The organism is Rhodococcus jostii NBRC 16295 (genome assembly GCF_001894825.1).
In the GTDB taxonomy this organism is placed as follows: domain Bacteria; phylum Actinomycetota; class Actinomycetes; order Mycobacteriales; family Mycobacteriaceae; genus Rhodococcus_F; species Rhodococcus_F jostii.
On sequence record NZ_BCWY01000028.1, the window covers coordinates 21,022 to 47,918 of the forward strand.

Here is a 26,897-nt window from a genome sequence, read left to right on the forward strand (position 1 = left end):
TGTTCTGGCTCAATCCTGCTCGGCGTCCGTTCGGTGGGGCATCCCCAGAAGTCGGCATTTGCGCCGGCACCGGGAACTGGTCACCGCCGCCTGCGTCACCGCAGGCGGCGGCGGTCAGCGGCGGATCAGGCCGAGAACGTGGGCGCGCAGCTCGGCGAATGCCGGCTCGAGTTTGGTGCGTAGTTGATCGCGGGGTGCGGGCAAGGGAACGGCGATGATCTCGGTGACCGATGTCGGGGCACCGGACAACACGATGATCCGGTCCGCCAGATAGACGGCTTCGTCGATGTCGTGGGTGACGAGGACGATGGTCATCCTCAATTCGTCCCGCAGACGAAGCATCAGGTCCTCGAGGTCCGCTCGGGTCTGCGCGTCGACCGACGCGAACGGTTCGTCCATCAGCAGCACCTGGGGTTGACAAGCGACCGCGCGGGCGATGGCGGCGCGTTGCTGCATGCCACCGGACATCTGCCAGGGATACAGTGACCCGGCATCGGCCAGACCGACGGCCTCGAGCGCCTGCTCGGCGAGGCGGAGCCGCTCGGCGCGGTTCGAGCCGAGTCGGCGCAGCGGCAGCATGACATTGCGCAGCACACTCATCCAGGGCAGCAGTGATCGAGAGTAGTCCTGGAAGACCAGGGAAAGCCCTTTCGGGGGTGCCGTGATCTTCTGCCCGTGCAGTGCGACCTCACCGGCGTCGGGGGCCAGCAACCCGGCAAGGCAGCGCAAGAGGGTGGTCTTCCCGGCGCCGGACGGTCCGACGACGGTGACGAACTCGCCCTGATGGACGGCGAATGTGACATCGGCAAGGATCTGCCGGGTGGCTGGGCCGCGGCCGTAGGATTTCGCCACCGCTCGCACGTCCAGACTGAGCGGCGTGCCGGATGTAGCGCCGTGGGCCGTGCCGGCCGATGCGATGCCCGAGGTCGTGGATGTGGTCATGATGCAGAACCTCCTTGCCCAGCTGTCCTGAGCCCGTGGTACCAGCGGAGTAGATATCGTTCGATGCCGCGAAATGCGATGTTGCTCGTGTAGCCGAGACCTCCGAGAAGTATGAGCGCCGACCACATTTCGGGGATGGCGAAGGTGCGCTCTGCGTGCAGTTGCACGTAGCCTATTCCGTGTGTGGAGGCGACGTATTCGCTGGCGATGATGAGCACGACGCCGAGCGCGACGCTGATCCTCGCCCCGGCCAGGATCTGTGGACTCGCACCGGGCAGGATCACCCGCAGCAGCCGGTGGTGCATCGGGATGTGGTAGCTGCGCATCATGTCTCGCACGAGTGGGTCGAGGGAACGGACCCCGTCGATGGTGCCGAGCAGGATCGGCCAGATCGCGCCATAGGCGATTACCGCAACCTTCATGCCGTCGCCGACTCCGATCAGCACGAGAAAGACGGGGACGAGAACGATGCCGGGAACCGACCGCATGAACTCGAAGACCGGGAGTGCAGCGTCGTACAGGCTTTCGCGCAAGGCGAGCACCAACCCCGCGCCGATTCCGATCACGGTCGCGATGACGAGCCCGACCAGGAAGTTCCGCACGCTCGGAACGGCATCGGACCCGACCCGGTCGAACAACCACATCTGCTGAAAGGTCTGCGCCACCTGCTGCAGGGGTGGGAAGTAGAAACTGCTACCGCGGGCGGTGGCCACCCAGACCAGGACGATCATCAGGATCGGCAGCCACAGCTCCATGGCCGCCGCGCGGACCGCACGTACGCCTTGTCTCATCACCGCACCGTCTCTCTGTTGGCCGGCGCCCACGGGAGCAATCGCCGTTCGAGATAGAGCAGGATGACGTTCAGGCCGACCCCGAGTAGCCCCGCGACCACCAGGTAGGCAAACATCACATCGACGGCGCCGGCCTGCTGCGCCATGCCCAGAGATTTCCCGAGACCGGGTGCGGAGCCGAGGTATTCGGCGGCCGTGGTCAGCATCAGCGCGATGGCCGCCGAGATGCGCAGCCCGGTAGCGACGAACGGCAGCGCGGTCGGCAGAACCAGCCGGAGCATACGATCGATGCGGGGCAGGCGAAGTGATCGCACGGTATCCGCGGCGACCGGGTCGACGTGCCGGACTCCGTCGATGGTGGAGGTCAGTAATGGCCAGCACGCTCCGAACACGACCAGGAGGACCTTCATCTGCATGGTCGAGCCCAGGATGAGGAGCAGCACCGGGGTGAGCGCGACGGCGGGGATGGTCCGCAGGAAGTCGATGACGAGGCGGGTGCTGCGGGTGAGGAACTGCGACGTGCCGATGAGCAGACCGGCGGGGATGGCGATTGCAGCGCAGAGCAGCAGACCGATGCCCCATCCGGTGGCCGTCTGCTCGACGGTGCGCCAGAATTCCGGGGTGGTCAGCATCTTCGCGAGCGTGAGCACGGTCCGCGTTGCGGTCGGAATCGACGTGGCGGGGAGTAGCCCGGACTGTACCGTCAGCTGCCAGCACACCAGGGCGGCGAGGATGAAGCCCGCCCGAGCAGCTACTCGGCGGTGGAGTTGTGAGAGCTGTCGCGGAGGTGATTTCGTGGCAGCCGGTGTGGGTCGTACGAGTGTGGTCATGATTGCTCAGCTCATCAACTCGTCGATATCGACCGGGCCGGAGACGAAGGTGTACTGCTCCATCAGGCCGGTCCACAGCGTCAGTGCCGCGTGTGGGTCGGTGGCATCGAACTCCGGCAAACGCATCGCCGGAAGCAGTTCGGCCGGAATCGGACTGATCTTCGGGAGCGCCGCACGTACTTCGTCCGGGTGCGTGGCCGCGTATTCGATGCCCTTGTTCAACGCCCGGACGAAGCCCTCGACTGCCTCCGGGTGCTCCTTCTCGAACGTGGCCGATGTGGCCACCGTCAGCTGCATCCCGCCGGGCACTGCCTCGGCGCCCGGTGACATCAATCGGGTGGCGCCCTCGGCGAGGGCGGCGGTGTCGAACGGAGAGATCGTGCTGATCGCGTCCACCCGTCCCTTGGACAGTGCGTCCGTCATGTCCGAGAGCGGCATCTCGAGGAACTTCACTCCGGCGCTGTCGGCGCCGGCCTTGTCCAGGGCGGCGCGCAGGGACAATTCGCCGCTGCCCTCGAGGGCCCCGACGGCGACGGTCTTGCCGTTGAGGTCCGCGGGGGTCTTGACCGGGCTGTTCTTCGCGACGAGTACTACCCCGGTGTCCTCGGCGGGGATGTCTGTGCTCTTGGTGACTCCGCCGATGATTCGAACGGGCAGACCTTTGTCGAAGGCTTGGACGACGATTGCAGTCTCGCCGAGCGCGAACTGGTCTGAGCCGTTCACCAGATTGGTGATCATCGCGCCCGCGTTGGTGACGTCGGGTGTGGCGTTGAGTCCCTCCTCCCGGAAGAAGCCCTTGTCGACGGCAAAGGTGAACGGAACGGAATCGACGATGGGCAGCTGGCCGACCGTGACGTCGAGCAGCCCGTCGGTCCGGGAGTCTGCGTTGGAAGAGCTGCAACTCGCGGTCGACACCAGCGTGAGTGCAATCATGCCGGCGAGGACGGCGTGTCGAGAAGGTATGAGCATGGGTGATTCCTTCGTGTGAGGAACGACGCCGAAGTCGGGAACTCGTTCGAGTCCGGGGATTTCGGGAGCCTGGGTGTGGCGAACATCTCGTAGTCACGAGCCTGGCGGGTTCGGGTGGCGCCCACAATGACGAGAACTCGGTATTCTCGGCCGCGGCCGCTGGGCGGAGTCGGCAGCGACTCCGTCAGTCGAGCCATCGTTTCAGGTGCAGAAGGGTGCGGTCGAAAGCGAGGTCGGTGGCGTCGGCGTCGAAGGTGTCCCGTCCGAATGTCGCAAATGCGTGTCCGACGCCCTGGTACCGGTAGAGCTCGACATCTTGATGCCCGGTGAACGCCTCTGCAATAGCGGCCCGCGCATCCGGGGGACAGTAGTGGTCGTGCTCGGCGAAATGGAACAACACCGGCACGTTGATTCTCTCTGCGAGGTCGAGGTGGTCCTGAACCCCCACACCGTAGTAGCTGACTGCGGTATCGACGTCGGTGTGCGCAGCCGCCAGGATGGCCAGCCCGCCGCCGAGGCAGTACCCGAGCGTGCCGACCCGGCCGTTGCTCGTGTCGCCACCGCGGAGGAAGTCGCTCGCGACCCCGATGTCGAGAGTGACGGTCGACCTGTCGAGATTGTCCCGAAGTTCGAGCGCGTGGGTGAAATCGTCCCCGCTGTAGCCGAGTTCGACGTCTCGCTCCTGGCGGGCGAAGAGATCGGGAACGAGGGTGTGGAAACCGTGCCCGGCAAAGATCTCGGCCATGGTGCGCATGTAGGAGTTGATGCCGAAGATCTCGTGCAGCAGCACGAGCCCGCCCACCGGTTCGGTGACTTCTGGTGATACCGAGTAGGCCCGGAAGGTGTGGCCGTCGGCGGCGGAAAGGGCGACCATGGAGCCGCTTGTCATCACTGTGCCTTCCAGTACTCGAGGTGGGGGTCGAACGCCGCGTGGCCCATGGGGTGGTGACGGATCTGGGGGCGTCCGTCGCCGGTCGCGAGTGCCTGCGCGATCGGGACCGGAACCATCCGCACGGTGTCCGACGCTCCCGGGAGCGCGGCCAGATCGCGGGATGGCAGCGCGTAGACCACCCGCCCGATGCCGCTCAGGTAGATCGCGCCGGCGCACATCAGGCACGGCTCGGTGCTGGTATACATCGTGGTGCCCTCCAGCGTGGACGCCCACCGGGAGTCCGACGCGGCCCGTACCAGATTCGTCTCGGCGTGTGCGGTCACGTCGCGCTTGGTGATCTCGGTGTTGTTGGCGGTCAGCAGGATTGCGCCGTCGGCGTCGGCGAGAAGGGCGCCGAAGGGTCGGTCCCCCTGCGCCCGCGCCGCTCGCGCGAGATCGAAGGTGTGCAGCAGATGCGTCCGGTCCTCGGCGACCGGGTCGTCCGCGGATCTCACGCCGGCCTCGTGAAGATCAGCACCGAGCGCCGTTCCTGGAACCGCCACACCTCGTCGCCGCCGCGCACGTAGAGGTCCCGATATTCGGACACCGCGTGGGCGACGGGTTCGCCCAGGGTGGTGCCGTCGTGCATGTAGAGGGTGACCAGCACGGTGCCTTCGATCAGGGTGTCGGACAGGCGGACGAGGCGATGGTTGCTGAGCACACTGCGGGAGGTGCGGATCATCGCGGTGCGCGTGTCGGCAAATTCTTGTAACCGAGCGAGGCCGGCGATCACGCCCTGGCCGGTGATGAAACGGCCGTCGGCCTCGAACAGGTCCGCGAAGCCGGCCGGTTCGGCGTGATCGAGCTTCCACGTGAATTCGACTATCAGGTCATGAATTTCCGAGCGAGTGGGAGTGTCGACATGGCCCAGAATCTTGTTCATCAGCAGCTCCTGTGATGCAGTTGTCGTGTGGTAGTAGCTTCTCCCGATTCCACCGGCGCGCACATCACCAGAACTCGTCACATTTGCGGCACACACCGCCTCGGCAAAGGCAGCGAGGCGCGTCTTCCTCAGTCCTCCATCAATCCGGACCTTATGGCGTAGGCGGTGGCCTCGGCTCGTCCGGAGGCTCCGATCTTGCGATAGAGATTGCTGATGTGCCGTCCGACGGTTTCGATGCTGATCACGAGTTCGGTGGCGATCGCTCGACTGGTGGAACCGCCGGCGATCAACCTCAGAACCTGCACTTCGCGGACGGTCAGCCCATCCGGAAACCGGCCTCGCCTACCCCTGCGGGCACCTGACCGAGAGTTGGCTCCCACGAATTGCGGGGCATAGGCAAGCACATCCCCGACGGTCATCCCGAAGCCCTGCGCATGCAGCACTGCAAGATTCGATGATGAGCCGGTCGGTATCGCGGTGACATCGATGGCGCGGGCCGGGAATTCGACCCAGCCGTGCAGGTTCAGGGTGGAGCGGATCGAAAGGGCGAGACCCACGAGCCGGGCGGCGTAGGAGCTTTCGCCGAGGTCGTTGAGGCTGACCGCCAACCCCTCCAGGCACCAGATGAACCGCGGCTTCGCACCGATCTCGGCGGCGAGGGCGAGACTGTCGAGATAGTTCGAGGCCGCCGCCGGAGAGTTGCCGCGCGCGAGGGCGATATCGGCCAGCAGGTTGAGGAACACCGACGTGTTCCAGGCGTCGCCTGCACCACGGGCAAGCCGTAGGCCTTCGGTCAACAGGGCGACCGCCTGGATGTCGTGGCCGTCTTCGTGGAGGAACCGGCCGAGTTGTTGCAGCGGGACGTTCGTGTAGGAGCTGTCGCCGATGTTGCGAAATCCTTCCACCGCGCGGTCGAGATTGGTTCGGGCGAGGTCGCGGTGGTTTCCGGTGGTCGCGGCGGATGCCCCGAAGAGGCTGCGGGCGTGCGCTGCCCACCAGAGATCCCGGGCGTCGTCGAGCGTGGTGATTGCCTCCTCGAACAGCGGACGAGCGAGTTCGAACCCGTTCACCTCGAACTGGGCGGCGGCGAGGTCGACCATGGTACGGGCGCGGGCCACCGGTTCGCCGAGTTCCTCCCAACGGTCGACGCATTCCGAGAGGTCCTCGAGGACACTGGCGTAGGACGATGCGGCACCGGTGAGTACCGCGCGGGCCTCGAGGGCCCTCACCATGGCCACGGTCCGGTGATCGGACGCGGTTGCGATGCTGTCGGTGAGCCACTCGACGCCCTCCTGCAGCAGGCCGCGGGCGAGCCAGTAGTTGCGCATGCCCGCCGCCACGGCGAGGGCGCGTGCGTCGCGGATGCCGAGGTAGAACCGTAGGGCGGAGCGGATGTCGGCGAAATCCCCGTCGGTGCGGGACAGCCAGGTGTCGGCGTCCGAGCCGACCAGATCGGCGCCCTCGACGACTCGCCGCCGGAAATATTCGGCGTGCGCGGCCCGAAGGCCCGACTGACGGGGATCGGCGTGCAACAGGTGACGTCCGTAGTCGCGGACGATGTGTGTCATCGCAAAGGCGATCGAACTCCCGCTCGATCGGTCGTGAACGGGGTGCAACAGAGTGTGGTGCACCAGTTCCCCGAGGTGCTCGACGACCGTGTCGGGGGTGAATGTGTCACCGCACGCTCCCTCGATTTCCGCCGCCTCGGTGAGAACCTCGACGACCGCAGCTGGTTCGACGACGCCGTCGAAGAGCGCCAGTACCGGGATGAGCGCCGCATCGTCCGGGGCGAGGAGGGTCACGCTGTCCGCCAGGGTGCGCGCCAATGTGTGGTGCCGGTCGGGCAGATCACTCGGACCGCGCATGCTCGGCGACCCTCCGGATTCCAGCCGCCCTCGTAAACCTTCCAGCGTCACCGTGCCCAGTTGGTTCGCGGCGATCAGCAGGGCGAGCGGGCTGCCGTCGAGCCGCCGGCAGGCAGCGGCAACGGTCGGGGTATTCGATTCGAGGTCGGTCTCGAAGGCCACTCGGCGGGCATGATCGAGGAACAGTTGCAGGGCAGGGCCGCGACCGCCGTCAGCAGGCACCTGGTCCTCCAGGGGCGGGCACGGTAGCGGGTCCAGCCGGTAGCGGTACTCGCGGGAGAGGCCGGTCACTGCCCGGCTCGTCGCGAGCAGTGCGACGTCCGGGTGCGCGGCGGCGATCGCACCGAGCGCGCGAACCTCGGTCCCGATCCTCTCCAGACTGTCGACCACGACGACACGGGCGCTCTCCGATGCGCTGGGCCGCGCACAGGCCGCCGCGATCATCGCCAGTCCGTCCCTGCCGGCGGCACACTCGGACAGGTCGACCCGGGACACGTCGATCCCCGACACCGTCAGCCGCTCGGCGACAGCTGCAACGACTGCAGTCTTTCCTACCCCCGCTTGCCCGACGACGGTAAGCATCCCGACAGCTGGGTCGCCGAACAGAGCACAGATTGCCGCCACGTCTTCCGTGCGGCCCACCAGAGCGGGCCGCGGGGGTGGTGCCTCCATCTGCGAATCCTGTCAGAGATCGACGGCGCGCGGTGTGCCGGCGAAGAACCGATCTCGAATCATCCGAGTGGAATGGGGAATTGGACGGAGCTCTTGCCCACCAAGTGTGGTCCGATCAGTTCGGCGACGATGCGCCGGTGATCGGGAGATGTCAGGTAGGCGGTGAAAGCGTCCTCGTTCTCGAATACCGCGGTGACCGCGTAGTCGGCGTTCCCGGGACGGTCCCCCTGGTCGGGTCCGTGCCGGTAGGAATCGATGCCGGGACAGGCCTCCGACAACTCGTCGAGCCTGTCGGCGAGGGTGCTGAGGGTGCCGGCAGGAAGGTCGGGGGAGAAGGTGAAAGTGACGACGTGAGCGAGTGGCATGCGGCGTTCCTTATCCGGTGCGCAGGGCGGTGGTGTGCCGGGGCCGTGCCGGGGGAATGCGCTTGTGGGTGCAACCCCCGGCACGGGCGGGAGTCACCCTTGGGTGGAGTGTGCTCCGGTCATGAGGGCGGCGAGGTCGTCGGGTTCGAGGAAGGACGGGGGCGGCGGTGGTCCCCAGGCGTAGAGGCCTTGGAGTCCGTGGAGAACTTTCGGGCTCCAGAGTTCGTCTTCGGGGACGGTGTCCATGTCGGAGTAGTACTCGGAGAAGTTCCCGGCCGGGTCCTTGAGGTACCAGAAGAAGTTCGCCCCGGCGTAGTGCCGGCCGAGGCCCCAGATGTGCCGTTCCGGGTTGCCGTCGAGCATCGCGTGCGCGCCGCGGCCGACCTCGTCGATGTCGTCGACCTGCCAGCTGGTGTGGTGCATGAAGTTCACCGGTGCGGCCATGACGAGCACGTTGTGGTGCTCGACGGAGCAGCGCAGGAACGCGGCCTTGTCGCCCATGTAGTCGCTGACCTTGAATCCGAGTCCGTCGGTGAAGAACTTCATCGTGGTCTCGAGGTCGGTGGACCCGATCACCGCGTGTCCGAGTTTGCGGGGGCGGACCGGCTCGGTGCGGGTGAGGAACGGGGCCCGCCCCCAGCGGTCGATGCGGCCCGGCCCGTTGTAGACGGTGGCGGGGACCGCGGGGTCGATGACGATCCGAGGCCGGACCTGCACACGCACGACCGTGCCGGTGACCGGTTCGACGGCGCGGACGGAGGTGCCATCGTGCTCGGGTGCCAGACCGAGTCGGTGCAGGCGGGCGGTGGTGGCGGCGATGTCGTCGGCGTCGTCGGCGGCGACGGTCAACTCGACCAGCCGCCGGGCCGGCGCGTGGACGATCTCGAGTTGTTCGCCGCCGTTGACGGTGGCGAACACCCCGCCCCCTCGGTGGTCGAGTCCGAAATCGGTGTAGTAGGCGATGGTGTCGTCGACGTTGGGTACGCCGACGGTGACCTTGCCCAGTCCGTGCAATGCCATGGCGTGCTCCTCTACTTCGTGCCAGGGTCGGCGACGAAACTCTGGTGCAGTTGTCCGATACCCTCGATCCAGCTGTCGAGTTTCTCGCCGGGCTGCAGGAATCGTTGCGGGTCGCGGCCGACGCCGACCCCGGAGGGGGTGCCGGTGAAGATGACGTCGCCGGGGTAGAGGGTGACGGTGTGGGAGAGGGCGGCGATCAGCGCGGCGACGGGGAAGATCAAATCCTTGGTGCGGCCCTTCTGCACTTCTTCGCCGTCGACGGTGCAGCCGAGTTCGAGGTCATCCGGGTTGGCGAATTCGTCCGGGGTGACCAGCCAGGGGCCTTGCGGGGAGAAGCCGGGGAAGGACTTGCCGAGTCCGAATTGCGGTGCGGGGCCGCGGAGCTGGGACACCCGCTCGGAGATGTCCTGGCCCGCGGTGAGTCCGGCGACGTGCGACCAGGCGCCGGCGTCGTCGATGTTGCTGGTTTCGCGGCCGATGACGGCGACGAGTTCGATCTCCCAGTCGACGTTGCCGCCGGCCGGGATGGTCACGTCGGTGTCGGGGCCGGTGAAACTGGAGACGTATTTGGTGAATACCGGCGGCAGGTGGGTGGGTGATTCGAAGCCGGATTCGGCGGCGTGGGCGTGGTAGTTCAGGCCGACGGCGAACACCTGTCGTGGGGTGGGTGACGGCGCTCCGAGGAGGGCCCGGTCGATCGGGAAGCTGTCGTCGGCGAGGGTCGAGAAGTCCTGTTCGGCCGCCCATGCCGTGACGTCGTTCCAGGCGTCGTACACGGCGGGCAGTTCGGGGCCGAACCGGCCATGGGAGGCGGTGGCCAGATCCAGCGCTCTTTCTGCACCCTCCTCCCCGACGACGAGGGCGGCACGGTTGTCGATATTGGCGATACGCATGAAAACGGTTCTCCTAGTGTGTTATTGGTTAGGCAGAGCTGGTTGTCGAGGGAGTACGGGCGGCTGTGTGGGCGGTGATGCGGAGTCGGTCACGGTACTCGGCGAGCATGTCCGGCACGGTGTCGCTGTCGAGTCCGGCGCCGAAGAGGTAGTGGTCCGGGCGAATCAGGGCCGAGTCGATGCCGTTGTCGTCGAACCAGCGGGACCATTGACCGGTGACATCGCATAGATCCGGGTCGCCGGTGTCACCGATGGTGATCATCCGGACCCTGGTGTCGTCGAGCAGCGACTGTAGTGACGCAGCCACCCGAGCGGCCGAACCCCCGTCGCGTACCAGCAGGACTGCGCCGTAACCGGTGACCTCGTCGAGCAGGTCCCGCCGCCCGTTCGCTTGCACCGGGAACTGCGGCGCGAGGGTCCCTGCGAGAGCGGTTCGTTCCTCGGCAGGGGAGATGACCCCCTCGCCGAGAACCGGCAGCGCGGTGACCGGTAGGACTTTCGCCGGGTCGGCGCCGCCGGCGATCATTCGGGCGTCGCGCTCGGCGGCTTTGTCTTCGTCGAGGACGCAGATGACCCGGCCCAATTCGACCGACATCGCGATCGCATGCGCGAGGTGGGTGCTGCGTTCGGTGGTGTAGGAGTCCATCAGCGCGACTTCGGACTCGCCGCGCAGTATCCGGTCGAGTTTCCAGGACAGGTTGGCCGCATCTCGCATGCCCGAGCACATGCCTTGGCCCGCGAAAGGCGGCATCTGGTGCGCGGCATCACCGGCGATGGCCAGTCGGCCGTGGTTCCACCGGTCCGCCCAGCGGGCGGCGAAGGTGTAGACAGCGTGCCGTTCGAGCTCACTGTTCTCCGGAGTCCGGCCCCACGCCTGCAACAACTCCCACGCCTTGCCGGGCGTATTGAGCTCCTCCCGCGTCTCACCGGGTAACCGCATGAACTCCCACCTGCGGCGTCCCGGACCACCCGACACGACTGTCGTCGGCCGGGCGGGATCGCACAATTGCCAGTTCAGCGGCGACCACTGGCGGTTGTCCCGCGGGATCGTATCGACGATCAGCCAGTCGAAGAAGAATCCCTGATCGTGCATCGTCGCGCCCATACGTTCGCGCACGAAGCTGTTGGCACCGTCGCATCCGATCACGAACCGTGCGCGGGCGTGCCGTTGCTTGACAACGGTGCTGGTGAACGTCACGACGACGTCGTCCGCGCCCTCATCGATACCGACCACCTCGGCGCCGCGCAGCAGGGTGACGTTCGGCATCGCCTCGACCGCGTCGGCGAGGACCTGCTCGAGTTGCGGCTGGGAGAAAAAGGACGCCGTCGGCCAGCCGCTGGGGCCGGTTCCGGACCAGTCGATCCGCACCAGCGCCTCATCGGCGGCATTGCGCCACTCATAGCAGTCGGGCACGGCCTCCGAGATCGCCTTGACCTCGTCGGTCAGGCCCATCGACTGGAACACGCGGCCGATCTCGTCGTCGAAATGAACGGCGCGCGGCAGTGGGTACGGCTCTGGCCAGCGCTCGAGAATCATCACGTCGTGACCGCGGAGTCCGAGCATCCGCCCCAGCGCCAGTCCTACGGGTCCGGCGCCGACGATCACCACGTCGTGGAGGTTGTCCTGCATGTTCTTTGCTCTTCCTCGGTTCGAGTGCAGTAGTGAACACCAATTCAGCCCTATTGAGCATGTTCAATAGATACAGAATGCTGTGACCCACCTCGCATGTCAAGGGACTCGGCCGCATCAATCCCTATCGAGCATGCTTAATCCAGTAAAATGGGCTATTGCGCCCGCCCCGGCGACGAAGATTTCATGAGCAACGCGGGGCCGGGTACGACGAAACGAGGAGACGATGACCGATCTCGCGCAGCGGATGATGATGGATGCATCGCTGAGTCGCACCGAGCAGGCCGCGCTGGCCATCGGCCAGCTCGCGGAGCGGGCACAGCAGGGCTCGCGGCTCGGCACCAAGAAGGAACTACAAGAACGATGCGGAGTCGCGAAGGGCACCTTCAACGAAGCCCTTCGTATCCTGCAGTCACGCGGCGTGATCACCGTCCGATCGGGACCAGGTGGGGGACTGTTCGCGGCTTCACCCACCCCCATCGCGCGTCTCGGGAACTCCATCCTCTCCCTCGACGCCGCCGAAGGTGACGTCGCGGACGCCGTTCGCATCCGAGACGCCCTGGACCCGCTGCTCATCGAAGACGCACTCGATCACAGTTCCGCCGTCGACATCGCTCGCATGCGCACCGCTCTCGACGTCATGCAGCAATCCGCCGACGCCGGCGATGCGACGGGATTCGTCCGAGCCAACTGGGAACTGCACGCCACGATCGCCCGCGTGAGCCCCAACGCCATCCTGAAGTCGATCTACCTGAGCCTGCTCGATCTGATCGAATCCCACACCGTGTCAGTCGAACCCGTCGGCGAGAGACCTCTGTCGGAATACATCGCCGAACGTCAGCAACTACACGCCGATCTCGTCGACGCTCTCGACCGCCGTGACCGGGAGAAGGCCCTCCGACTCATCCACGAGCACAACACGACACAACGGGAAACCGAGTCTGCGCGCACTCAGACAGCCTGACGAACTTTCCGCGGTATCGGACCATTACGGCTCGCGGAATGTGGTTCGACGTCGCTTGTGCGGTATCAGTTCAGCTGGGACATCGTCTATTGCCAGCCGTCACGGTTCAGGCGACCCCGGCCGGCTCGGCGGACCGGACGGCGTGCCCACCGAACTGGTTGCGCAATGCCGAGACGGCTTTCATTGCGGGGGAGTCGTCCTGGCGGGACGCGAACCGGGCGAACAACGCGGCGGAGATCACCGGCGCGGGGACCGCGTGGGCGATGGCCTCTTCGACGGTCCAGCGGCCTTCACCGGAATCCTCGGTGTAACCGGAGATCGACGCCAATTGGGGATCGTCGGACAGCGCCTGCACCAGAAGGTCGAGCAACCAGGAGCGGACCACGGTGCCCTGGGACCACGCGCGCAGCACGGCAGGTACGTCGACGATGGATTCTTCCGCCGCCAGCAGTTCGTACCCCTCGGCGTAGGCCTGCATCAGTCCGTATTCGATGCCGTTGTGCACCATCTTCGAGTAGTGGCCGGCGCCGACCGGGCCGGCGTGGACGAAGGAGTCTTCCCGATCACCGTCCGGCCGCAGCGCGTCGAAGACCGGCATCAACCGGTCGATGTCGGCGGCGTCACCACCGGCCATCAGTGCGTATCCGTTCCGTCGCCCCCACACCCCACCGGAGACGCCGCAGTCGACGTAGCGGATGCCGTGTTCGGCAAGGACGTCCGCGTTGAGCTTGTCCTCGGTGAACCGGGAGTTGCCGCCGTCGACGACGAGGTCCCCGGGTGCGAGCAGGCGAGAGAGCTGCCCGATGACCTGGCGGGTCGGCGCACCGGCGGGCACCATCACCCACACGGCACGCGGCGCCGGAAGCGATTCGACCAACGCTTCGAGGCTGCCGGCATCGCTGTCGGCGGCGTTCGGGTCGTATCCGATCGCCTCGACTCCACGTTCACGCAGCCGCTCGCGCATGTTCAGCCCCATTTTGCCCAGACCGACCAATCCCAGTTTCATCGTCACCGTTCCACTTTCGATTCTCGAGTATCGTGCCGGGGTCTATGTCTACGGGGGTTCGGCGGCCGCCTCACCTGACCGGACGGGCAGCTGTCACTGGCCGCTCGGCCAAGTGCATTACCTCGCCGCGCCTTCGACACTGGTATCCGACGCATTGTCTGAATGCGCCTGTGGTGGATCGAAAGACGGAGTGCAACAAAGTGACCGTTTCTGAAGTGCAGGAGAGGTATCCGCTGGCAGGCGGCTCGGGCGGCGTTGTCGGCGCGGCGTTGATCGGCAACATCGGTCAGCTCGCGGAGCCGGTGTCGATGGTGATCTTCGGGATCACCGGTGATCTCGCCCGCAAGAAATTGCTCCCGGCCATCTACGACCTCGCCCACTCCGGCCAGCTGCCAGCGGACTTCGATCTCGTCGGTTTTGCCCGGGAGACCGCAGACGCCGAAACCCAGCTTCGCGAGTCGGTGACCGCGTATGCGCGCACACCGTTCGACCCCGAGGTGTGGGAGTCGCTGGCCGAGCGTATCCACCTCGTTCAGGGTTCGTTCGACGATACCGCGGCGTTCGCCCGGCTCTCCGCCAGGCTGGCCGAGCTCGATGTCCGCCGCGGCAAGTCCGGAAATTACGTGTTCTACCTATCGGTTCCACCGTCCTTCTTTGCGACGGTCTGCGACCAGCTGGCAATCTGCGGGCTGAACCGAAGTGCGCACGGGTGGCGCCGGGTGGTGGTGGAGAAGCCGTTCGGGCACGACCTCGCCAGCTCGCAATCGCTCGGTGTCGCGCTGGAACGCGTGTTTCCGCCGTCGTCGATCTACCGCATCGATCACTACCTGGGGAAGGAGACGGTGCAGAACATCCTCGCGTTGCGGTTCGCGAACGGGATGTTCGAGCCGTTGTGGAACAACCGGCACATCGACCACGTGCAGATCACCATGGCCGAGAGTGTCGGAGTGACCGGGCGTGCCGGGTATTACGACGGCGTCGGCGCCGCGCGCGACGTCATCCAGAACCACCTGCTGCAACTGCTGGCGTTGATCGCGATGGAAGAACCCGTCGCGTTCGACGCCGACGGCATCGCCGCCGAGAAGATCAAGGTCCTCTCCGCCACCGAACTCCTCGGACCGCTCGCGGAGACATCGGCCCGCGGCCAGTACGGGGCGGGAGTGGAGAACGATGTTCCCGTACCAGGATTGGCTGACGAGGCAGGGTTCCCCGCCGACTCGGCGACAGAGACCTTCGCGGCCCTGACCGTGGGGATCGCGACCCGCCGGTGGGCCGGCGTGCCGTTCTTCATCCGCACCGGTAAACGCCTGGCGCGGCGCACCGCCGAGATCGCGGTGACGTTCACACCGCCCGTCCATGGGTCGCCCGCTAGCCGGGCCGCGGCGGTCTCGAACGTACTCGTCTTCCGGGTCCAGCCCGACGACGGAATCGAACTGCACATCGGCGCCAAACGCCCCGGCGGCGGCATGCACATTCAGCCGGTCAGCCTCGGGATGGACTTCCGGTCGGTGTTCGACCCCGCACCGGAGGCCTACGAACGGCTGATCTGTGACGTGCTGCGTGGCGACGCCACACTCTTCCCTCGCAGGGAGGAGGTCGAATGGTCCTGGAAGGTAGTCGATCCGCTACTCGACTACTGGACGGGTTGCGGCCGACCGGAGACCTATCGTTCCGGGTCGTCCGGTCCGGCGTCGGCGGAGCGGATGCTCAGCCGGACCGCACGCGCGTGGCGGACGCTCTGACCTCGCAGCGTATAACCGACGACGAAAGACCCCGAACACGAAAGTGTTCGGGGCCTTTCGCGTTTGTGGCTACTTCGCGAGCGCGTCCCTGAGCGCCTTCGCGGCCGCGGCGGGGTCCTCGGCGCTGTAGATCGCGCCACCGGCGACGGCGACGTCGGCACCCGCATCGCGGACGGCGGCGATGGTGTCGACCTTGACGCCACCGGCGACGGAGAACGGCACACCGGCGATCTTGCCGTCGTCGAGGAGGGTCTGGATGGAGTACCCGGGCTGGGCCTGCTCGTCGAGGCCGGCGTGGATCTCGACGAACGCGACTCCGAGCTTGGCGATCTCGCGGGCGCGCTCGACACGGTTTTCGACGCCGATCAGGTCGGCGACGACCTTCTTGCCGTGCTTGCGGCCGGCCTCGACGGCGCCCTTGATGGTGGCATCACCGGCGGCACCGAGGACGGTGACCAGGTCGGCGCCGGCGGTGAACGCCAGGTCGGCCTCGAGGAAACCGGCGTCGGCGGTCTTGAGGTCGGCGAAGACCTCCTTGTCCGGGTGTGCGGCCTTGATCGCGCTGATGGCACTGAGGCCGGCGCTCTTGATCAGCGGAGTGCCGAGTTCGATGATGTCGACGTACGGGGCCACCTTGTTGGTGAGCGCCAGCGCGTCGGCGGTGGTGAGCAGATCGACTGCAACCTGCAGCTTCGTCATGTGTTTCTCCTGTTGTCTATCTTCGGGGGTTCAGGGGTGTCGGTTCAGCCGATGTTGGCGTGGCGTTCCCACAGCCGCTCGGCGGTCTGGTCTTCGTTGCTCCACAGCGCCTGGAACAGCGCGTCGAACGCGAGGAGCACGGACTGCTCGAAAAGGCTGCCCGCGTACTGGCGGGTGATGGATGCGCTGTGATCCTCTTTGTCGGCCGCCGGCAGGATCAGGACGTCGTCGGCGCGCTGGGCGAGCGGCGAATCCGGGGCCGTGGTGACGGCGAGCACCGAGGCACCGACCTTCGTCGCGGTGTCGGCAGCCCCGACCACCGAGGCGGTGGTGCCCGACCCGGACACGGCGATCAGCACGTCGTGTGCGCCGAGGGCTGGGGCGGTGACCTCACCGGCCACGTGGACGCGCAGACCGAGGTGCATCAAGCGCATGGCGGCCATCTGGATGGCCAGGCCGCTGCGCCCGTTGCCGATCACGAAGACCGCCCGCGCGCTTGTGATGAGCGAACCGGCGCGGTCCCACTGTTCTGCAGCAATGGAATTGAGCAGCCGCTCGTTCTCGTCGAGCACGATGCGGCGCCCGTCGCTGAACCGTGTTCGGGTCTGCTCGACGGTGACGGTCATGATCCTCCTCGATGATGGCTGTTCTGTCCTGGTTCCCAGGCTGCCGACCCCGCTGCGCTTCGGCACCCGGCCGCTCGGCCGGTTCGGGCTGGTCGGTTGGCCAGTGCCTTCTCACCGGTAGCGGCAATACTGTGAATGCGTGGTAATTGCGGAGGACTCTGTTCGGTTGCAGGTTGATGCCTGGGTGGAGATGCGGAAGGTGATCACGGGCCCGCTCCCGGATATCGCGGCCGGCTTCTCGCGGTTCCTGGGACAGTTGTTGTCGCACGACGCTCTGGTGATCTTCACCCGTGAATGCACCGGACGCCCCCGCAAAGTGGCTGGTAACCGTCAGATCGTCGACCGGGTGACCATCGATGAACTCGACGAGATCAAACAGTCGATCAACCCGGGTGGCGTTCTCGACGGACCCGCCCTGTTGGCTGGTTCCCACCGACGAATCTGGGCTGTGCGCGATATCAGTGACATCCTGCTGGTCCTCGTTCCGCGGCCGTCCCAGCCCGACGCACCCGATGCCGACGAGGTCGCGGCAGTGTTCGGGATCGTCGCAACCTCCATCCAGCAGCAGGTGGCCCAGGCCAGCCCCGACTACCTCGCCGAGTCGCGGGCCGCGTCGAGTGAACGCGCCCGCACGATCGCCGAACTCAGCGAGGCGCACGAGGCGACCCTCGCGTCGGTGCTCGGCACGCTCCGCTCGAACGACCTCGATGATCGCCGCGCACGAATCACCGCCAGCGAGACAGCCTCTGCCGCGTTGATCGCCCTGCGGTCCGCGGGTGCAGCGGACCGGGCCCTGTCCGAGGAAGCGGTCACCACCGCATTCGCACGCCTGCAGGGTGAATTGCGGCCACTGTTGCGATACCGGGAGGTCGAGGTCGACTACATCGAACCGCCGGCCGACGGTCGACCACTGCCTGGTGAGGTGGCGCACGCGGCGCGGGCCATGGTCCGGGCCATCGTGCTCGCGTTCGGTGCGCAACCGGTGCTCACCCGAATGCGGATCGCGTGGGACTGCGACGGTGACAACGTCCTGATCGAGGTCCGCGACCAGGGGCCCGGCACCATCGACCGCAACGCCCTCACACGGCAACTGTCCGGACGCCTGAACACCTTGCGCGGGCGAATCGCCGTCGAATCGATCACCGGGTGGGGGAGCCGGGTCACACTCACCGTCCCCCTCGACCCGCCCGCGGCCCGGCCTGACGAGCACCTCCTGTCCACACTGAATCCCCGCGAACTCGAAGTCCTCGCGCATCTCGCCGTGGGCAAGCGGAACCGCGCCATCGCCGAAGAACTCGGTATCAGCCAGAGCACCATCAAGTTCCACGTCGCCAGCGTGCTCAAGAAACTCGACGTCGCCAATCGAGGCGAGGCCGGAGCGATCGGAATACGAGCCGGAATCGTGCCGGGAGGGGCACATGCTGCGCCCGGCCGAAGCTAGAGGATCACCGAAGATTCCCGATTTCGTCACCGTGCCCACATGGATGGCCGCGGCGGACACCATGTCGCCGAGGAGGGCACTCGGTCCGGGTTCCTTCTCGCGGCCTCGGCCCCGAAGATCCTCGTGCTGGTCGTGACCGCTGCAGCGGTCACCGCGGAGGCGAATACCGACGTCCGCGCCGGCAACAGCCTCCAGCGACCGCTCAGACCTCGCCGAACTCGCCGCCGCCGTCGCCTACCTCGTCAGCGACGACGCCAGCTTCGTCGCCGGCACCGAACTCGTCGTCGACGGCGGATTCCGGGCGCGCTGACAGGCGGCGCGAAGAGCGTCAGGTGGTCGCAACGAGGAGATCCTCTCCGCTAGACGGACGTAGACCGTCGGTCCGATCGGCGAAGTAGCGTTCGGCGAGGGTCCTTCCCGCCACGTGGTGCGCGTCCTCGAGACCGGCTTCGTGGGCCAGGGCCAGCATTTCCTGCGGGGTATAGAAGCTGATGAACGGAGTTCCGGCTGCTCGTGCACCGCTCTCGGACGCCCGGAGTCCGGGTCTGTCGGCGTCGTCGAGAAGTTCGGTCGGCAGCAAGAAGGTCATCGCCAGCGTCGATCCGAGGGCCAACCCGGCGAGCTGGCGCAGGGTTGCCGCCGTGGCGTCTCTCGTGAGGTACATGGTGACGCCGGTGGAGACAACGACCGCCGGCTCGCCAGGATCGAAGCCCGCGGCACCCAGCTGCTCCCACCAGGACTCGCTGGCCTCGAAATCGACCGGCACCAACCGCAACCAGTCGGGGACACCGAAGCCGAGCTCGACCAGGCGGCGCCGCTTCCAGGCTTGGGGGCCGGGCTGGTCGACCTCGAACACCCGCAGGCGGGAGGCGATCTCCGGCCTGCGCTGGGCGAAGGTGTCCAGACCGGCCCCCAGAACGACGTACTGGCCGACGCCGCGGCGGGCCTCCTCTGCAACCAGATCTTCGATGAATCGAGCGCGGGCTACGATCGCCGCCCGAAATCCGCGGGTGCCGGCAGGGTCCATGTCCGGGCGGCCCCGCCACCCGTTGTCCGGCCCCGCCAGTTGCAGACCGATCTCGTCCTCGAGTACGTGCGGCGGCGGGTCGACCTGAACGTGCATCGCCCGCCACAAGGCGACTCGCACCGCCGTGCTGTCAGGTACCTCGGTTTCCTCGTCTGCCATGCCCTCTTCCTCCTCGCAGTTCAGTTCTCGCCGTTTCACGTCCAGAGCTAATCGAGTCCTTCGCCGTCAGTGTCCGCCACAACGGCTCATACTGGGCTGCGAGCAGAGCGAAATCGGAGGTAAACCGGTGACTACGCTTCAGGACGCTTTCGAGCTCGCCCGCGCCGATCAAGGATTGGCCGTCGTTGCGACGCTCCGTGCCGACGCAACCATTCAGTCGAGTGTGGTCAACACCGGCATCCTCGCGCATCCCGTCACAAGCGAGAGTGTGCTGGCGTTCGTTGCCCACGGCAAGGTCAAGCTGGCCAATCTGAGGGTCCGACCGCAGGTGACGACGACATTTCGCAGTGGCTGGCAGTGGGCCACCGTCGAAGGTCGTGCGGAGCTCGCCGGTCCGGACGATTCTCAGCCGTGGCTGGACTCCGAGCGGTTGCGGCTGCTGCTGCGCGACATCTTCGTCGCGGCGGGCGGAACTCACGACAACTGGTCCGAATTCGACCGCGTGATGGCCGCCGACCGCCGGACTGCGGTGCTCGTCCGACCGGATCGCATTTACAGCAATCCGGCGCCGTCGAGCGCAGAACAGTCGGGGTCGTGACCTACGTGTACTCCGCTCCTGGTGTGGAAGCTCCGACAAGCGCCATCCACTGATCTCCGGCGCTGACCAGGGACGATCGGCTTTTATTTGAGAGGTGCTGGGGTCGGGGACGGTGCTGAGTTGTCATGTCACCGACGAAAGGCTCGAGCAGATGCGCAGTCTCCGATGGTCCGTGTGCAAGGCCCTGCTGGTCGCAGGACTGGTTGCGACTCCTCTTGTCTGGAGTTCCGGGGAAGCGGTCGCAGCGCCGGGGGTGACGCCGTTTCAGATACCCCGCGTGTGGGCGTCGGGGACGTTCGGTTTATGCTTTCCGGCCTGCGTCGACGCCCCGTTTGCGGTTACCGGAGAGGCGCCGGGCGTAGTGACTTTTCACGACCCAACTCTCATGGAATCTATCGTGCTGTGGGTTGGGTGGACCAACCTGTCCACTGGCGCATCGGGTGTCGTTCGCGTGACCGGGGACGCGCCGGGGATCGGCTTCACCGGTGCCGGGGTCGTGGTCGCCTCCGCGATGGGGAACCTGGTCGAGTACGTCGGGGCAAGGGGTATCTTCTACGTCCAGTAGGGGACCGACATCGAGTGGTCGTTGCGCCTCGTTGGTCCTTGTTACTGGTCGGCCAAACCCTGAGACGAGGCTTCATGTCGTAGGCGCGAGGTACATTCTCGCTGCGACGAAACAGGTCGCCACTCACACCTCATATCCGAGAGATTCCGGCTCGGGTGGATGCGGGGTGCAACCGCACTGCGTATCCAGGGGGAGTGGCGACCTTTCGTTGTCCATCGAATTTTCCGGCAGCTAGCGGGAGGCGGAGGTGGCGTGCCGGGGATCGGCGCTGGGGCTCGAGTGCACAGGCGTGTGTGGTGGGGCCTCGCCGCGACGGAGTCTGCGGGTGTGCCGTCGGCGGTCGGCTTCGGTCATACCACCCCAGATTCCATAGGGCTCGTCGTTGCTCAGAGCGTGGTCCCGGCACTGGGCGAGGACGGGGCAGTCCTGACAGATCTGTCGGGCGCCCGATTCGCGCCGGGCCCGGGCGTGGCCGCGTTCTCCGTCGGGGGAGAAGAAGACCGACGATTCGATGCCGCGGCACGCGGCGCGACCCTCCCAACTTCCGGGGCTGGTGAAGATCTCGTCGGCCGGTGTCGGTCGATAAGGGTCGTGCGGGGGCACTGCGGTTCCTTCCGTCCCGAACGGTGGAACTGTGAACAGATCCGCACGCTGGGAAAACTGATATTGATGTCGTTCGTGTACTTCTTTCCGGTTACGCCTCGTGTCAGATAACAAACCGGACACCCTGTTTAGAGGTATACCTGATCACCCGACTCCGACGCCACTCGGTCGGGTGTCCAGCTGTGTGCGGGTGTGGGATCGGTCGGCCTGCATTCCGCGGCCTCCGACTGCTGGGCGCCTGTCCATCACTGCCTTGGTACGCGCCCGCGGATGTGGGCCGGCGGAAACATTCCCGGAAATGCCCCACTCGGCTCCCACGTACTTCACAATGGCCACCGAAAGAGCTTGAGGTGCAACGTATGTCGAACCATTATCGCTGTAGGGAAACTCGAGACATAGGAGACCCGATGCCCGTTTCGTCACACGTGTTGTTGCAGCATGTGCAGGACCGCACGACCGATCTGCGCCGATGGTTGGATACAGGTGGTAACGGTGCGGCCCTCAACGCTTATCTTCGCGACGAACCTGTCGACGACCGGTGGTTGGCCACTTATGAGCGCCTCCGGCGCGATCTGCTGCGGGCCGTCGGTCACGCTTGCCCGCCCCCGGCTCGGCGCGAGAGGCCGATGTCGAGCGTGGGGCACCGACCCAACGGCCGATGAACCAGGATCAGCGCCGGGCCCTGGAGCAGGTGCGCGACACCTGCGCCATGCTGCACAGTTTCATGAACACCGACCTGAGAGACCGGCCCAGGGAGCGGGTCCGATCCGCGACCTTCCAACAACTCACCGACGACCTCCTCGACGCTGTCACCGCGGCAGAGTCGGCGGGTGTCCCCGAACACCTCATCTTCGACAGCATGTGAGATCGGGCGGGGTGGAGGAGGCCGGCCACGACGACGCGCGGGGGCGGTGGCAAGAATCCCGAGGTGGGGACGCGCGCGGCGCCCGAACGGGACTAGCGTCGAAGAAGAACCGCAACCACCTCGATGAGGAGGGGCTATGACTCTCACCCGAGAACTGTTCGACACCATGACCGCCAAGTCTGGGCTGAGCAGCGAAGTGCTCGCCGGCGCCGTGGACACTTTGCAGGAATGCGAGGAAATCGTCGCCGCCTGCGCGATGGGCATGATCGGCGCGCAAGACGCGCGGCAACTGGCCCCCTCGATCAGCTGCGACCTGGACTGCGCCGACCTCCTCGGTGTCACCCGCCGCGTCCTGACCCGCGGCAGCGGCCCCGACCACACCCTGATCACGGCCCAGGTCGAAGCCTGCCTACTCGCCTGCGAACGCAGCCACGAGTTGTGCAGCCAACACGCCGACCACCATGTGCACTGCCGGATGTGCGCGGAAGCGACTCGCCGCTGCGCCGACATGTGCAGACAAGTCCTTCGAGCGCTTCACGCATAGCGTCCACGCGTCGTGCCCCGGACCGTGCACTCAACGTCGTCTCCCCATCGACGTCACGATACGACTGGTGCGTCAGCCGGGTACCTGACCAGTTGAGCCGACGGAAGCCTTGGCGACGGACACCCGAGATGTCCCACCCTGTACCCCCGAGGGTGGGCGTTCCGGAAAGTATGTCGAGGACACGGCGTTCTACTGGTCAACCCATTCGCAGACGTCCGCGAATGGGTTGGAACGCCGCTTTGCCGCACCCGGCATGTCGATGGGTACGGGACAAAGCGGCAGGTCAGGAGCTTTCCGTCACAGGGCTGCTATCGGGACGCGCTGGTCAGCGTTCGCCTATCGGTCGGGTCTCAGACGGGTACGGATCGCATGGACGTGGCGCTATCTGGAGCAGGCCGACATCTCACCGGCAGTGTCGGTGCCGGAATCATTCTCTCTGATCTCCAGGGTTCGCGGCTCGTCTCGGCGCTCATGATCCGATCGTCGCACGCCGCGATGAGCAGGAGTCCTCCCACTCGATCGGCCGCGCGAAGATTCATGACCTCGGAGAAGGAGCGACTAGCCGCCGCGCTTGCGGCGGAAGGATCCCCGGCCATTGCGGCGCAGCAGTGCGACCGTGGTGGCGAGGCGACCCCGATTCGGATCGGGTTCCAGCCCGGCGCCCACACGGTGCAGCTGGTCGGTGTGCCAGCCGAGGTCGAGGACCCCGTCGAGCGCTGTGATGTCGACCAACTTGCCCAGGACGCTGCGCATCCCGGATCGCAATTGGTGGGTGGTCAGGGTGTCGGCGCGCCGGGCGAGGATGACGTCGGCGGCGTCGGTGGTGGTCGCGGTGGGTCGGCCGATGCCGACGACGTCGCATTCGCCGGCGTGGATCGCCTCGTCCATCGCCGTGCGGGATCGGAATCCCCCGGTCACGGCCAGCGGGACGGTTCCTGCCAGGCCGCGGACCGTGCGGGCGTACTCGAGGAAGTAGGCCTCGCGGGCGCGCGTGCTTGCGGCGGCACTGCCCATCATGGCAGGTGACTCATAGCTTCCACCGCTGACCTCGATCAGGTCGAGGCCTTCCTGGGCCAGTGCCGCGATCACACCGCGCGACTCGCCCTCGGTGAATCCTCCTCTTTGGAAGTCGGCGGAGTTGAGTTTGATGCCGACTGCGAAGCCCGGCGATACCCGCGCGCGGATGCGGCGCACGACCTCGAGGACGAAGCGCATCCGGCGTTGGGGGTCACCGCCCCAGTCGTCGTCGCGCCGGTTCGCCAACGGTGAGAGGAACTGTGCGACGAGGTAGCCGTGCGCGCCGTGGATCTGCACGCCGTCGAATCCGGCTGTCTCACAGACTGTCGCGGCGGTCGCGAAGCGTTCGATGATGTCCTCGATCTCGCCGGGGGTCAGCTCACGGGGTGTGGCGGCGCCGGGGATGTTGAGGGGGACCTGACTGGGGGCGACGGGGGTGTGCCCGAGCGCGAGCGGGTTCGACTGGCGTCCGGGGTGGTTGAGTTGCACCCAGATCGGGACGCCGGCGTCCTCGGTCGTCTTGGCCCAGCGGGCCAGTGCGTCGAGGTCGCGTTCGTCCTCGATGACGATGTTGCCCGGCTCGCCGAGCTGGGTGCGGTCGACCATGACGTTTCCGGTGATGAGCAGACCGTAGCCACCGCGGCCCCAGGTGGTGTAGAGCCGCTCGAGGCGGCCGTCGGGAGAGTTCCGCGCGTCGCCGAGGGCTTCGCTCAGCGCGGCCTTCATGATCCGATTGGGGAGTACCTGGCCGCAGGGCAGTGTCAGCGGGTCGTGCAGGGAATTCATAGAGAGCTTTCCTTTCGCAGGGTTCGATGGTCACGACGCCGTAGCGGCGGTGGTGTGGGCGGCCCGCAGCATGGTCTTGTCGATCTTGCCGACGGCGTTTTTGGCGATGGCGTCAACAACGACGATGGTGGTGGGCCGCTTGTAGTGACTGAGTTGGTGCGCGCAGTGCGCTGTGAGCGCGGCGGTATCGACCCTCGTGCCGGGTCGTGGTTGGACGTAGGCGACGACGACCTCGCCCCATTTGTCGTCGGGGATGCCGATCACGGCGGCCTCGAGGACGGACGGGTCGCCTGCCAGCACGTCCTCGATCTCCTTGGGGTAGATGTTCTCACCGCCACGGATGATCATGTCTTTCGATCGTCCGACCAGTGTCAGGTAGCCCTCCGCATCGAGGTGGCCGACGTCGCCGGTGTGCAGCCAGCCGTCGACCACGGTGCGAGCGGCTTCCTCCGGGCGGCCGAGGTAGCCGCGCATGACATTGGGGCCACGGACGATGACCTCACCGTCCACCCCGGTGCCCATCTCGGTGCCGTGCTCGTCTACGATACGAATCTCCTGACCCGGCATGGCAATTCCCACCGTTCCGGGGGGCCGATGTCCCGACACCGGGTTGAGGGTGGAGGCGCAAGTTCCTTCGGACAGCCCGTAGCCCTCGAGGAGGGGGAACCCGTACCGGGCCTCGAACCGGTTCAGCAACTCAGCCGGGGCGGGTGCGGCGCCGCAGATACCGAACCGCAGGGACGACGTGTCGGGTCGGACGTCGTCGGGGAGCGCCGCCAGAAGGTTGTAGATCGTCGGCACCGCGCTGAAGTAGGTCGGACGCGCGGATTCGACGAGGTCGAAGAAGGTTCGGGGATCGAACCGGCCTGCGATGGTGACGCTCGCGCCGGCGAGGAGCGGGGTGAGGACGCTGACGACGATGCCGTTGACGTGGAAGAGCGGCAGGATCAGCAGGCACCGGTCGGCCGGCCCCAGCTGCAACGCCTGGACACCCATCTGTGCCATGGCGTCGATGTTGGCGTGGTCGAGCATCACGCCCTTCGGCACTCCGGTGGTGCCGCTGGTGTAGATCAGCAGGGCGAGCGCGGACGAGTCCGCACGTGGTGTGGGATCCGCCGCCACCGGCGTGTCGTACAGCTCGCCGACGGCGAGTGTGGCGACGCCACCCACCGGGGTCGTGCCGTCCTCGACGACGAGCAGGCGTGCGGCGGAGTCGGCGAGCTGACGAGCGACCTCGACGTCGGTCAGGGTCGGATTTACTGGAGTAATGGTGGCGCCGAGCCGCCAAGTCGCGAACAACAGCACCACGAAATCGGCCCGGTTTGGCAGTTTCAGGGCCACGACATCTGCGGGGCCGATTCCGAGGTCCTGGAGGTGACGGGCTGCCGCGCGGACCCGGCCCAGTAGCTGAGCATTGGTGAGCGACCCGGTGGCGTCGGAGACCGCGGGTCCGTGCGGGTCGAGATCGGCGCGGCGGTCGGGGAGCGAAGCGAAATTCATGGTGGGTGTACTCACCTTCGGTTCGATGCGATTCGGCCGGGAGTGGGTGTTGTGGGTGCGGGGTCGAGGTGGCGGGTGAGGAAGTCGATCTGGTCGTGGACCAGTTCCTCGAAGGGTGCGCCGAGGTAGAAGTCGAAGTGGCCGGCGTCGTAGGTCTTGATCTCGCCCTGCGGTGCGGTGCGGGCGTATCGGAGGGTCTGGGCGGGTGGGGTGACGGTGTCGGTGTTGCTGATGCAGAAGAGGATCGGGAAGGCGATGTTTTTCGCCGCTCGGCCGGGTCGGTAGGTGACGAGACTGGGAATGACCCGTGCCGCCACCTCGTTCCGGAACGTTGTCCCGGCGGGCGCGATCGCCCGGTAGCCGGGCAGCGCGTCCGGGGCGTTCATCAGCGCGAGCGACCCGGGTGCGCCGGCGAGGGGAATCGTAACCGGTGCGTTGCGGCGGGCTTTGGCCGCCAGATCCCGGGCAATCACGGGAGCCGCCTTCAGCGTGGCCGCCGGGCCGAGCGCGAGGGCGGAGGCCAGCCCGTCGGTGAACGGGCACTGGGCTACCGCGGCCCGCAGTTCCGGGTGCCGGGAGGCGACGGTGATGGCGTGGCCGCCGCCGAAGGAGCTGCCCCAGACGGCGATGCGGGTGCCGTCGAGACCGCGGCGAGCCTTCACCCAGGCGATGGCGGCATCCCAGTCGGCGAGCTGCTTCTTGATCGACAGCAGCTGGCGGGGGTGGCCGCCGCTGTCGCCGAAGTGCCGGTAGGTGAACGCGAAGGCGGCGATGCCGGCCTTGGCGAAGTGTTCGGCGAAGGCGTCCAGGCGCATGTCGCGGGTGGCGCCGAGGCCGTGTCCGAGGATGACGACCGGCGGGGAGGTGACACCGGTGGGGAGGTAGAGCCACGCGGCGCAGGAGCTGTCGCCCGAGGAGAAGAGGACGTCGTGACGGGTGTAGGGCTTCTTGGTGGCCATGGCTG

Annotated in this window: 29 protein-coding genes; 8 read left to right on the plus strand and 21 right to left on the minus strand. The window is 66.7% G+C overall.

Annotation, left to right across the window (positions count from 1 at the left end; translation table 11 throughout):
- Positions 1–114: 114 nt before the first annotated feature.
- From RJ1_RS19070 to mhpA, 12 genes are all read right to left on the minus strand, one after another.
- A complete protein-coding gene (locus tag RJ1_RS19070; protein ID WP_083400808.1) occupies positions 115–942 on the minus strand; it encodes an ABC transporter ATP-binding protein in 828 nt (275 codons plus the stop codon).
- Positions 939–1,733 (minus strand): ABC transporter permease, encoded by a 795-nt coding sequence (locus tag RJ1_RS19075; RefSeq protein ID WP_073362780.1) that lies wholly within the window; start codon positions 1,731–1,733, stop codon positions 939–941. The genes RJ1_RS19070 and RJ1_RS19075 overlap by 4 nt, the downstream gene beginning before the upstream one ends.
- Entirely contained in the window at positions 1,733–2,563 is an 831-nt protein-coding gene (locus RJ1_RS19080) for an ABC transporter permease (protein ID WP_083400810.1), read from the minus strand. Before RJ1_RS19080 ends, RJ1_RS19075 begins: the two co-directional genes overlap by 1 nt.
- 6 nt (positions 2,564–2,569) lie before the next feature.
- Complete coding sequence (locus RJ1_RS19085) at positions 2,570–3,532, minus strand: ABC transporter substrate-binding protein (RefSeq protein ID WP_073362613.1); 963 nt, start codon at positions 3,530–3,532, stop codon at positions 2,570–2,572.
- 184 nt (positions 3,533–3,716) lie between these two features.
- Positions 3,717–4,421 (minus strand): dienelactone hydrolase family protein, encoded by a 705-nt coding sequence (locus RJ1_RS19090; RefSeq protein WP_073362616.1) that lies wholly within the window; start codon positions 4,419–4,421, stop codon positions 3,717–3,719.
- Complete coding sequence (locus RJ1_RS19095; protein WP_073362618.1) at positions 4,421–4,918, minus strand: nucleoside deaminase; 498 nt, start codon at positions 4,916–4,918, stop codon at positions 4,421–4,423. The genes RJ1_RS19090 and RJ1_RS19095 overlap by 1 nt, the downstream gene beginning before the upstream one ends.
- A complete protein-coding gene (locus RJ1_RS19100) occupies positions 4,915–5,346 on the minus strand; it encodes a nuclear transport factor 2 family protein (protein ID WP_073362621.1) in 432 nt (143 codons plus the stop codon). The genes RJ1_RS19095 and RJ1_RS19100 overlap by 4 nt, the downstream gene beginning before the upstream one ends.
- A gap of 128 nt (positions 5,347–5,474) precedes the next feature.
- A complete protein-coding gene (locus RJ1_RS19105; protein ID WP_083400811.1) occupies positions 5,475–7,883 on the minus strand; it encodes a LuxR C-terminal-related transcriptional regulator in 2,409 nt (802 codons plus the stop codon).
- A gap of 59 nt (positions 7,884–7,942) precedes the next feature.
- Complete coding sequence (locus tag RJ1_RS19110; protein ID WP_073362625.1) at positions 7,943–8,248, minus strand: Dabb family protein; 306 nt, start codon at positions 8,246–8,248, stop codon at positions 7,943–7,945.
- Positions 8,249–8,341: 93 nt separating this feature from the next.
- A complete protein-coding gene (locus RJ1_RS19115; protein WP_073362627.1) occupies positions 8,342–9,268 on the minus strand; it encodes a VOC family protein in 927 nt (308 codons plus the stop codon).
- 11 nt (positions 9,269–9,279) lie between these two features.
- Positions 9,280–10,161: a fumarylacetoacetate hydrolase family protein gene (locus RJ1_RS19120; RefSeq protein ID WP_073362629.1), complete on the minus strand. Its 882-nt coding sequence runs from the start codon at positions 10,159–10,161 to the stop codon at positions 9,280–9,282.
- 28 nt (positions 10,162–10,189) lie between these two features.
- Complete coding sequence (mhpA, locus tag RJ1_RS19125) at positions 10,190–11,791, minus strand: bifunctional 3-(3-hydroxy-phenyl)propionate/3-hydroxycinnamic acid hydroxylase MhpA (RefSeq protein WP_073362632.1); 1,602 nt, start codon at positions 11,789–11,791, stop codon at positions 10,190–10,192.
- A 226-nt stretch (positions 11,792–12,017) separates the two neighbouring features.
- On the opposite strand from mhpA, the gene RJ1_RS19130 reads away from it, so the two are divergent.
- Positions 12,018–12,755 carry a FadR/GntR family transcriptional regulator gene (locus RJ1_RS19130; protein WP_073362634.1) on the plus strand — a complete coding sequence of 246 codons (738 nt, stop codon included), beginning with the start codon at positions 12,018–12,020 and terminating at the stop codon, positions 12,753–12,755.
- 106 nt (positions 12,756–12,861) lie between these two features.
- Here the strand turns inward: RJ1_RS19130 and gnd are convergent, their stop codons facing one another.
- On the minus strand, positions 12,862–13,761 hold the full coding sequence (gene gnd / locus RJ1_RS19135) for a phosphogluconate dehydrogenase (NAD(+)-dependent, decarboxylating) (RefSeq protein ID WP_073362786.1): 900 nt from the start codon (positions 13,759–13,761) through the stop codon (positions 12,862–12,864).
- Positions 13,762–13,961: 200 nt separating this feature from the next.
- On the opposite strand from gnd, the gene zwf reads away from it, so the two are divergent.
- Positions 13,962–15,503, plus strand: coding sequence for a glucose-6-phosphate dehydrogenase (gene zwf / locus RJ1_RS19140; RefSeq protein WP_073362637.1), 1,542 nt, complete (start codon positions 13,962–13,964; stop codon positions 15,501–15,503).
- 69 nt (positions 15,504–15,572) lie between these two features.
- Here the strand turns inward: zwf and hxlA are convergent, their stop codons facing one another.
- Positions 15,573–16,202, minus strand: coding sequence for a 3-hexulose-6-phosphate synthase (gene hxlA, locus RJ1_RS19145; protein WP_073362640.1), 630 nt, complete (start codon positions 16,200–16,202; stop codon positions 15,573–15,575).
- A gap of 44 nt (positions 16,203–16,246) precedes the next feature.
- Positions 16,247–16,828 carry a 6-phospho-3-hexuloisomerase gene (hxlB, locus tag RJ1_RS19150; RefSeq protein WP_073362643.1) on the minus strand — a complete coding sequence of 194 codons (582 nt, stop codon included), beginning with the start codon at positions 16,826–16,828 and terminating at the stop codon, positions 16,247–16,249.
- 190 nt (positions 16,829–17,018) lie between these two features.
- Between hxlB and RJ1_RS19155 the strand changes: the two genes are divergently transcribed.
- Together RJ1_RS19155 and RJ1_RS47295 are read left to right on the plus strand one after the other, a co-directional pair.
- The gene (locus tag RJ1_RS19155; RefSeq protein WP_073362789.1) at positions 17,019–18,269 is read left to right on the plus strand and encodes a helix-turn-helix transcriptional regulator; all 1,251 of its coding nucleotides are present in this window, start codon (positions 17,019–17,021) and stop codon (positions 18,267–18,269) included.
- Positions 18,270–18,432: 163 nt separating this feature from the next.
- On the plus strand, positions 18,433–18,579 hold the full coding sequence (locus RJ1_RS47295) for an SDR family oxidoreductase (RefSeq protein ID WP_240320150.1): 147 nt from the start codon (positions 18,433–18,435) through the stop codon (positions 18,577–18,579).
- A gap of 18 nt (positions 18,580–18,597) precedes the next feature.
- Here RJ1_RS47295 and RJ1_RS19165 read toward each other — a convergent pair whose 3' ends face one another.
- Positions 18,598–19,455 carry a class I SAM-dependent methyltransferase gene (locus RJ1_RS19165; RefSeq protein ID WP_073362792.1) on the minus strand — a complete coding sequence of 286 codons (858 nt, stop codon included), beginning with the start codon at positions 19,453–19,455 and terminating at the stop codon, positions 18,598–18,600.
- Positions 19,456–19,582: 127 nt separating this feature from the next.
- On the opposite strand from RJ1_RS19165, the gene RJ1_RS19170 reads away from it, so the two are divergent.
- Together RJ1_RS19170 and RJ1_RS45980 are read left to right on the plus strand one after the other, a co-directional pair.
- A complete protein-coding gene (locus RJ1_RS19170; protein ID WP_073362645.1) occupies positions 19,583–20,053 on the plus strand; it encodes a TIGR03618 family F420-dependent PPOX class oxidoreductase in 471 nt (156 codons plus the stop codon).
- Positions 20,054–20,438: 385 nt separating this feature from the next.
- Positions 20,439–20,618: a hypothetical protein gene (locus tag RJ1_RS45980; RefSeq protein WP_143049022.1), complete on the plus strand. Its 180-nt coding sequence runs from the start codon at positions 20,439–20,441 to the stop codon at positions 20,616–20,618.
- Positions 20,619–20,849: 231 nt separating this feature from the next.
- Here RJ1_RS45980 and RJ1_RS19180 read toward each other — a convergent pair whose 3' ends face one another.
- Together RJ1_RS19180 and RJ1_RS46790 are read right to left on the minus strand one after the other, a co-directional pair.
- Positions 20,850–21,179, minus strand: coding sequence for a WhiB family transcriptional regulator (locus RJ1_RS19180; RefSeq protein WP_073362794.1), 330 nt, complete (start codon positions 21,177–21,179; stop codon positions 20,850–20,852).
- A gap of 461 nt (positions 21,180–21,640) precedes the next feature.
- Positions 21,641–21,814, minus strand: a complete 174-nt coding sequence (locus RJ1_RS46790) for a hypothetical protein (RefSeq protein WP_162850415.1) — start codon at positions 21,812–21,814, stop codon at positions 21,641–21,643.
- A gap of 65 nt (positions 21,815–21,879) precedes the next feature.
- On the opposite strand from RJ1_RS46790, the gene RJ1_RS19190 reads away from it, so the two are divergent.
- Positions 21,880–22,086 (plus strand): hypothetical protein, encoded by a 207-nt coding sequence (locus RJ1_RS19190; protein ID WP_073362653.1) that lies wholly within the window; start codon positions 21,880–21,882, stop codon positions 22,084–22,086.
- 136 nt (positions 22,087–22,222) lie between these two features.
- Entirely contained in the window at positions 22,223–22,630 is a 408-nt protein-coding gene (locus RJ1_RS19195; protein ID WP_073362655.1) for a four-helix bundle copper-binding protein, read from the plus strand.
- Positions 22,631–23,188: 558 nt separating this feature from the next.
- On the opposite strand, the gene RJ1_RS19200 is transcribed toward RJ1_RS19195, so the two are convergent.
- The 3 genes from RJ1_RS19200 to RJ1_RS19210 are packed head-to-tail and all read right to left on the minus strand — an operon-like array spanning position 23,189 to position 26,892.
- The gene (locus RJ1_RS19200) at positions 23,189–24,433 is read right to left on the minus strand and encodes an NADH:flavin oxidoreductase/NADH oxidase family protein (protein ID WP_073362658.1); all 1,245 of its coding nucleotides are present in this window, start codon (positions 24,431–24,433) and stop codon (positions 23,189–23,191) included.
- Positions 24,434–24,463: 30 nt separating this feature from the next.
- Complete coding sequence (locus RJ1_RS19205) at positions 24,464–25,933, minus strand: class I adenylate-forming enzyme family protein (RefSeq protein WP_073362661.1); 1,470 nt, start codon at positions 25,931–25,933, stop codon at positions 24,464–24,466.
- An 11-nt stretch (positions 25,934–25,944) separates the two neighbouring features.
- Entirely contained in the window at positions 25,945–26,892 is a 948-nt protein-coding gene (locus tag RJ1_RS19210; protein WP_240320080.1) for an alpha/beta hydrolase, read from the minus strand.
- Positions 26,893–26,897 lie beyond the last annotated feature (5 nt).

What these genes read in the sequence shown, in the direction of transcription:
- RJ1_RS19200 (WP_073362658.1), bottom strand. Translation starts at nt 24,433, where the DNA reads ATGAATTCCCTGCACGACCCGCTGACACTGCCCTGCGGCCAGGTACTC.
- RJ1_RS19100 (WP_073362621.1), bottom strand. Translation starts at nt 5,346, where the DNA reads ATGAACAAGATTCTGGGCCATGTCGACACTCCCACTCGCTCGGAAATT.
- hxlA (WP_073362640.1), bottom strand. Translation starts at nt 16,202, where the DNA reads ATGACGAAGCTGCAGGTTGCAGTCGATCTGCTCACCACCGCCGACGCG.
- RJ1_RS45980 (WP_143049022.1), top strand. Translation starts at nt 20,439, where the DNA reads ATGGAATCTATCGTGCTGTGGGTTGGGTGGACCAACCTGTCCACTGGC.
- RJ1_RS19190 (WP_073362653.1), top strand. Translation starts at nt 21,880, where the DNA reads ATGAACCAGGATCAGCGCCGGGCCCTGGAGCAGGTGCGCGACACCTGC.
- RJ1_RS19120 (WP_073362629.1), bottom strand. Translation starts at nt 10,161, where the DNA reads ATGCGTATCGCCAATATCGACAACCGTGCCGCCCTCGTCGTCGGGGAG.
- RJ1_RS19085 (WP_073362613.1), bottom strand. Translation starts at nt 3,532, where the DNA reads ATGCTCATACCTTCTCGACACGCCGTCCTCGCCGGCATGATTGCACTC.
- RJ1_RS19105 (WP_083400811.1), bottom strand. Translation starts at nt 7,883, where the DNA reads ATGGAGGCACCACCCCCGCGGCCCGCTCTGGTGGGCCGCACGGAAGAC.
- mhpA (WP_073362632.1), bottom strand. Translation starts at nt 11,791, where the DNA reads ATGCAGGACAACCTCCACGACGTGGTGATCGTCGGCGCCGGACCCGTA.
- RJ1_RS19210 (WP_240320080.1), bottom strand. Translation starts at nt 26,892, where the DNA reads ATGGCCACCAAGAAGCCCTACACCCGTCACGACGTCCTCTTCTCCTCG.
- RJ1_RS19110 (WP_073362625.1), bottom strand. Translation starts at nt 8,248, where the DNA reads ATGCCACTCGCTCACGTCGTCACTTTCACCTTCTCCCCCGACCTTCCT.
- RJ1_RS19075 (WP_073362780.1), bottom strand. Translation starts at nt 1,733, where the DNA reads ATGAGACAAGGCGTACGTGCGGTCCGCGCGGCGGCCATGGAGCTGTGG.
- RJ1_RS19090 (WP_073362616.1), bottom strand. Translation starts at nt 4,421, where the DNA reads ATGACAAGCGGCTCCATGGTCGCCCTTTCCGCCGCCGACGGCCACACC.
- RJ1_RS19155 (WP_073362789.1), top strand. Translation starts at nt 17,019, where the DNA reads ATGCGGAAGGTGATCACGGGCCCGCTCCCGGATATCGCGGCCGGCTTC.
- RJ1_RS19115 (WP_073362627.1), bottom strand. Translation starts at nt 9,268, where the DNA reads ATGGCATTGCACGGACTGGGCAAGGTCACCGTCGGCGTACCCAACGTC.
- RJ1_RS19165 (WP_073362792.1), bottom strand. Translation starts at nt 19,455, where the DNA reads ATGGCAGACGAGGAAACCGAGGTACCTGACAGCACGGCGGTGCGAGTC.
- RJ1_RS19205 (WP_073362661.1), bottom strand. Translation starts at nt 25,933, where the DNA reads ATGAATTTCGCTTCGCTCCCCGACCGCCGCGCCGATCTCGACCCGCAC.
- hxlB (WP_073362643.1), bottom strand. Translation starts at nt 16,828, where the DNA reads ATGACCGTCACCGTCGAGCAGACCCGAACACGGTTCAGCGACGGGCGC.
- RJ1_RS19130 (WP_073362634.1), top strand. Translation starts at nt 12,018, where the DNA reads ATGACCGATCTCGCGCAGCGGATGATGATGGATGCATCGCTGAGTCGC.
- RJ1_RS19080 (WP_083400810.1), bottom strand. Translation starts at nt 2,563, where the DNA reads ATGACCACACTCGTACGACCCACACCGGCTGCCACGAAATCACCTCCG.
- gnd (WP_073362786.1), bottom strand. Translation starts at nt 13,761, where the DNA reads ATGAAACTGGGATTGGTCGGTCTGGGCAAAATGGGGCTGAACATGCGC.
- RJ1_RS19195 (WP_073362655.1), top strand. Translation starts at nt 22,223, where the DNA reads ATGACTCTCACCCGAGAACTGTTCGACACCATGACCGCCAAGTCTGGG.
- RJ1_RS19070 (WP_083400808.1), bottom strand. Translation starts at nt 942, where the DNA reads ATGACCACATCCACGACCTCGGGCATCGCATCGGCCGGCACGGCCCAC.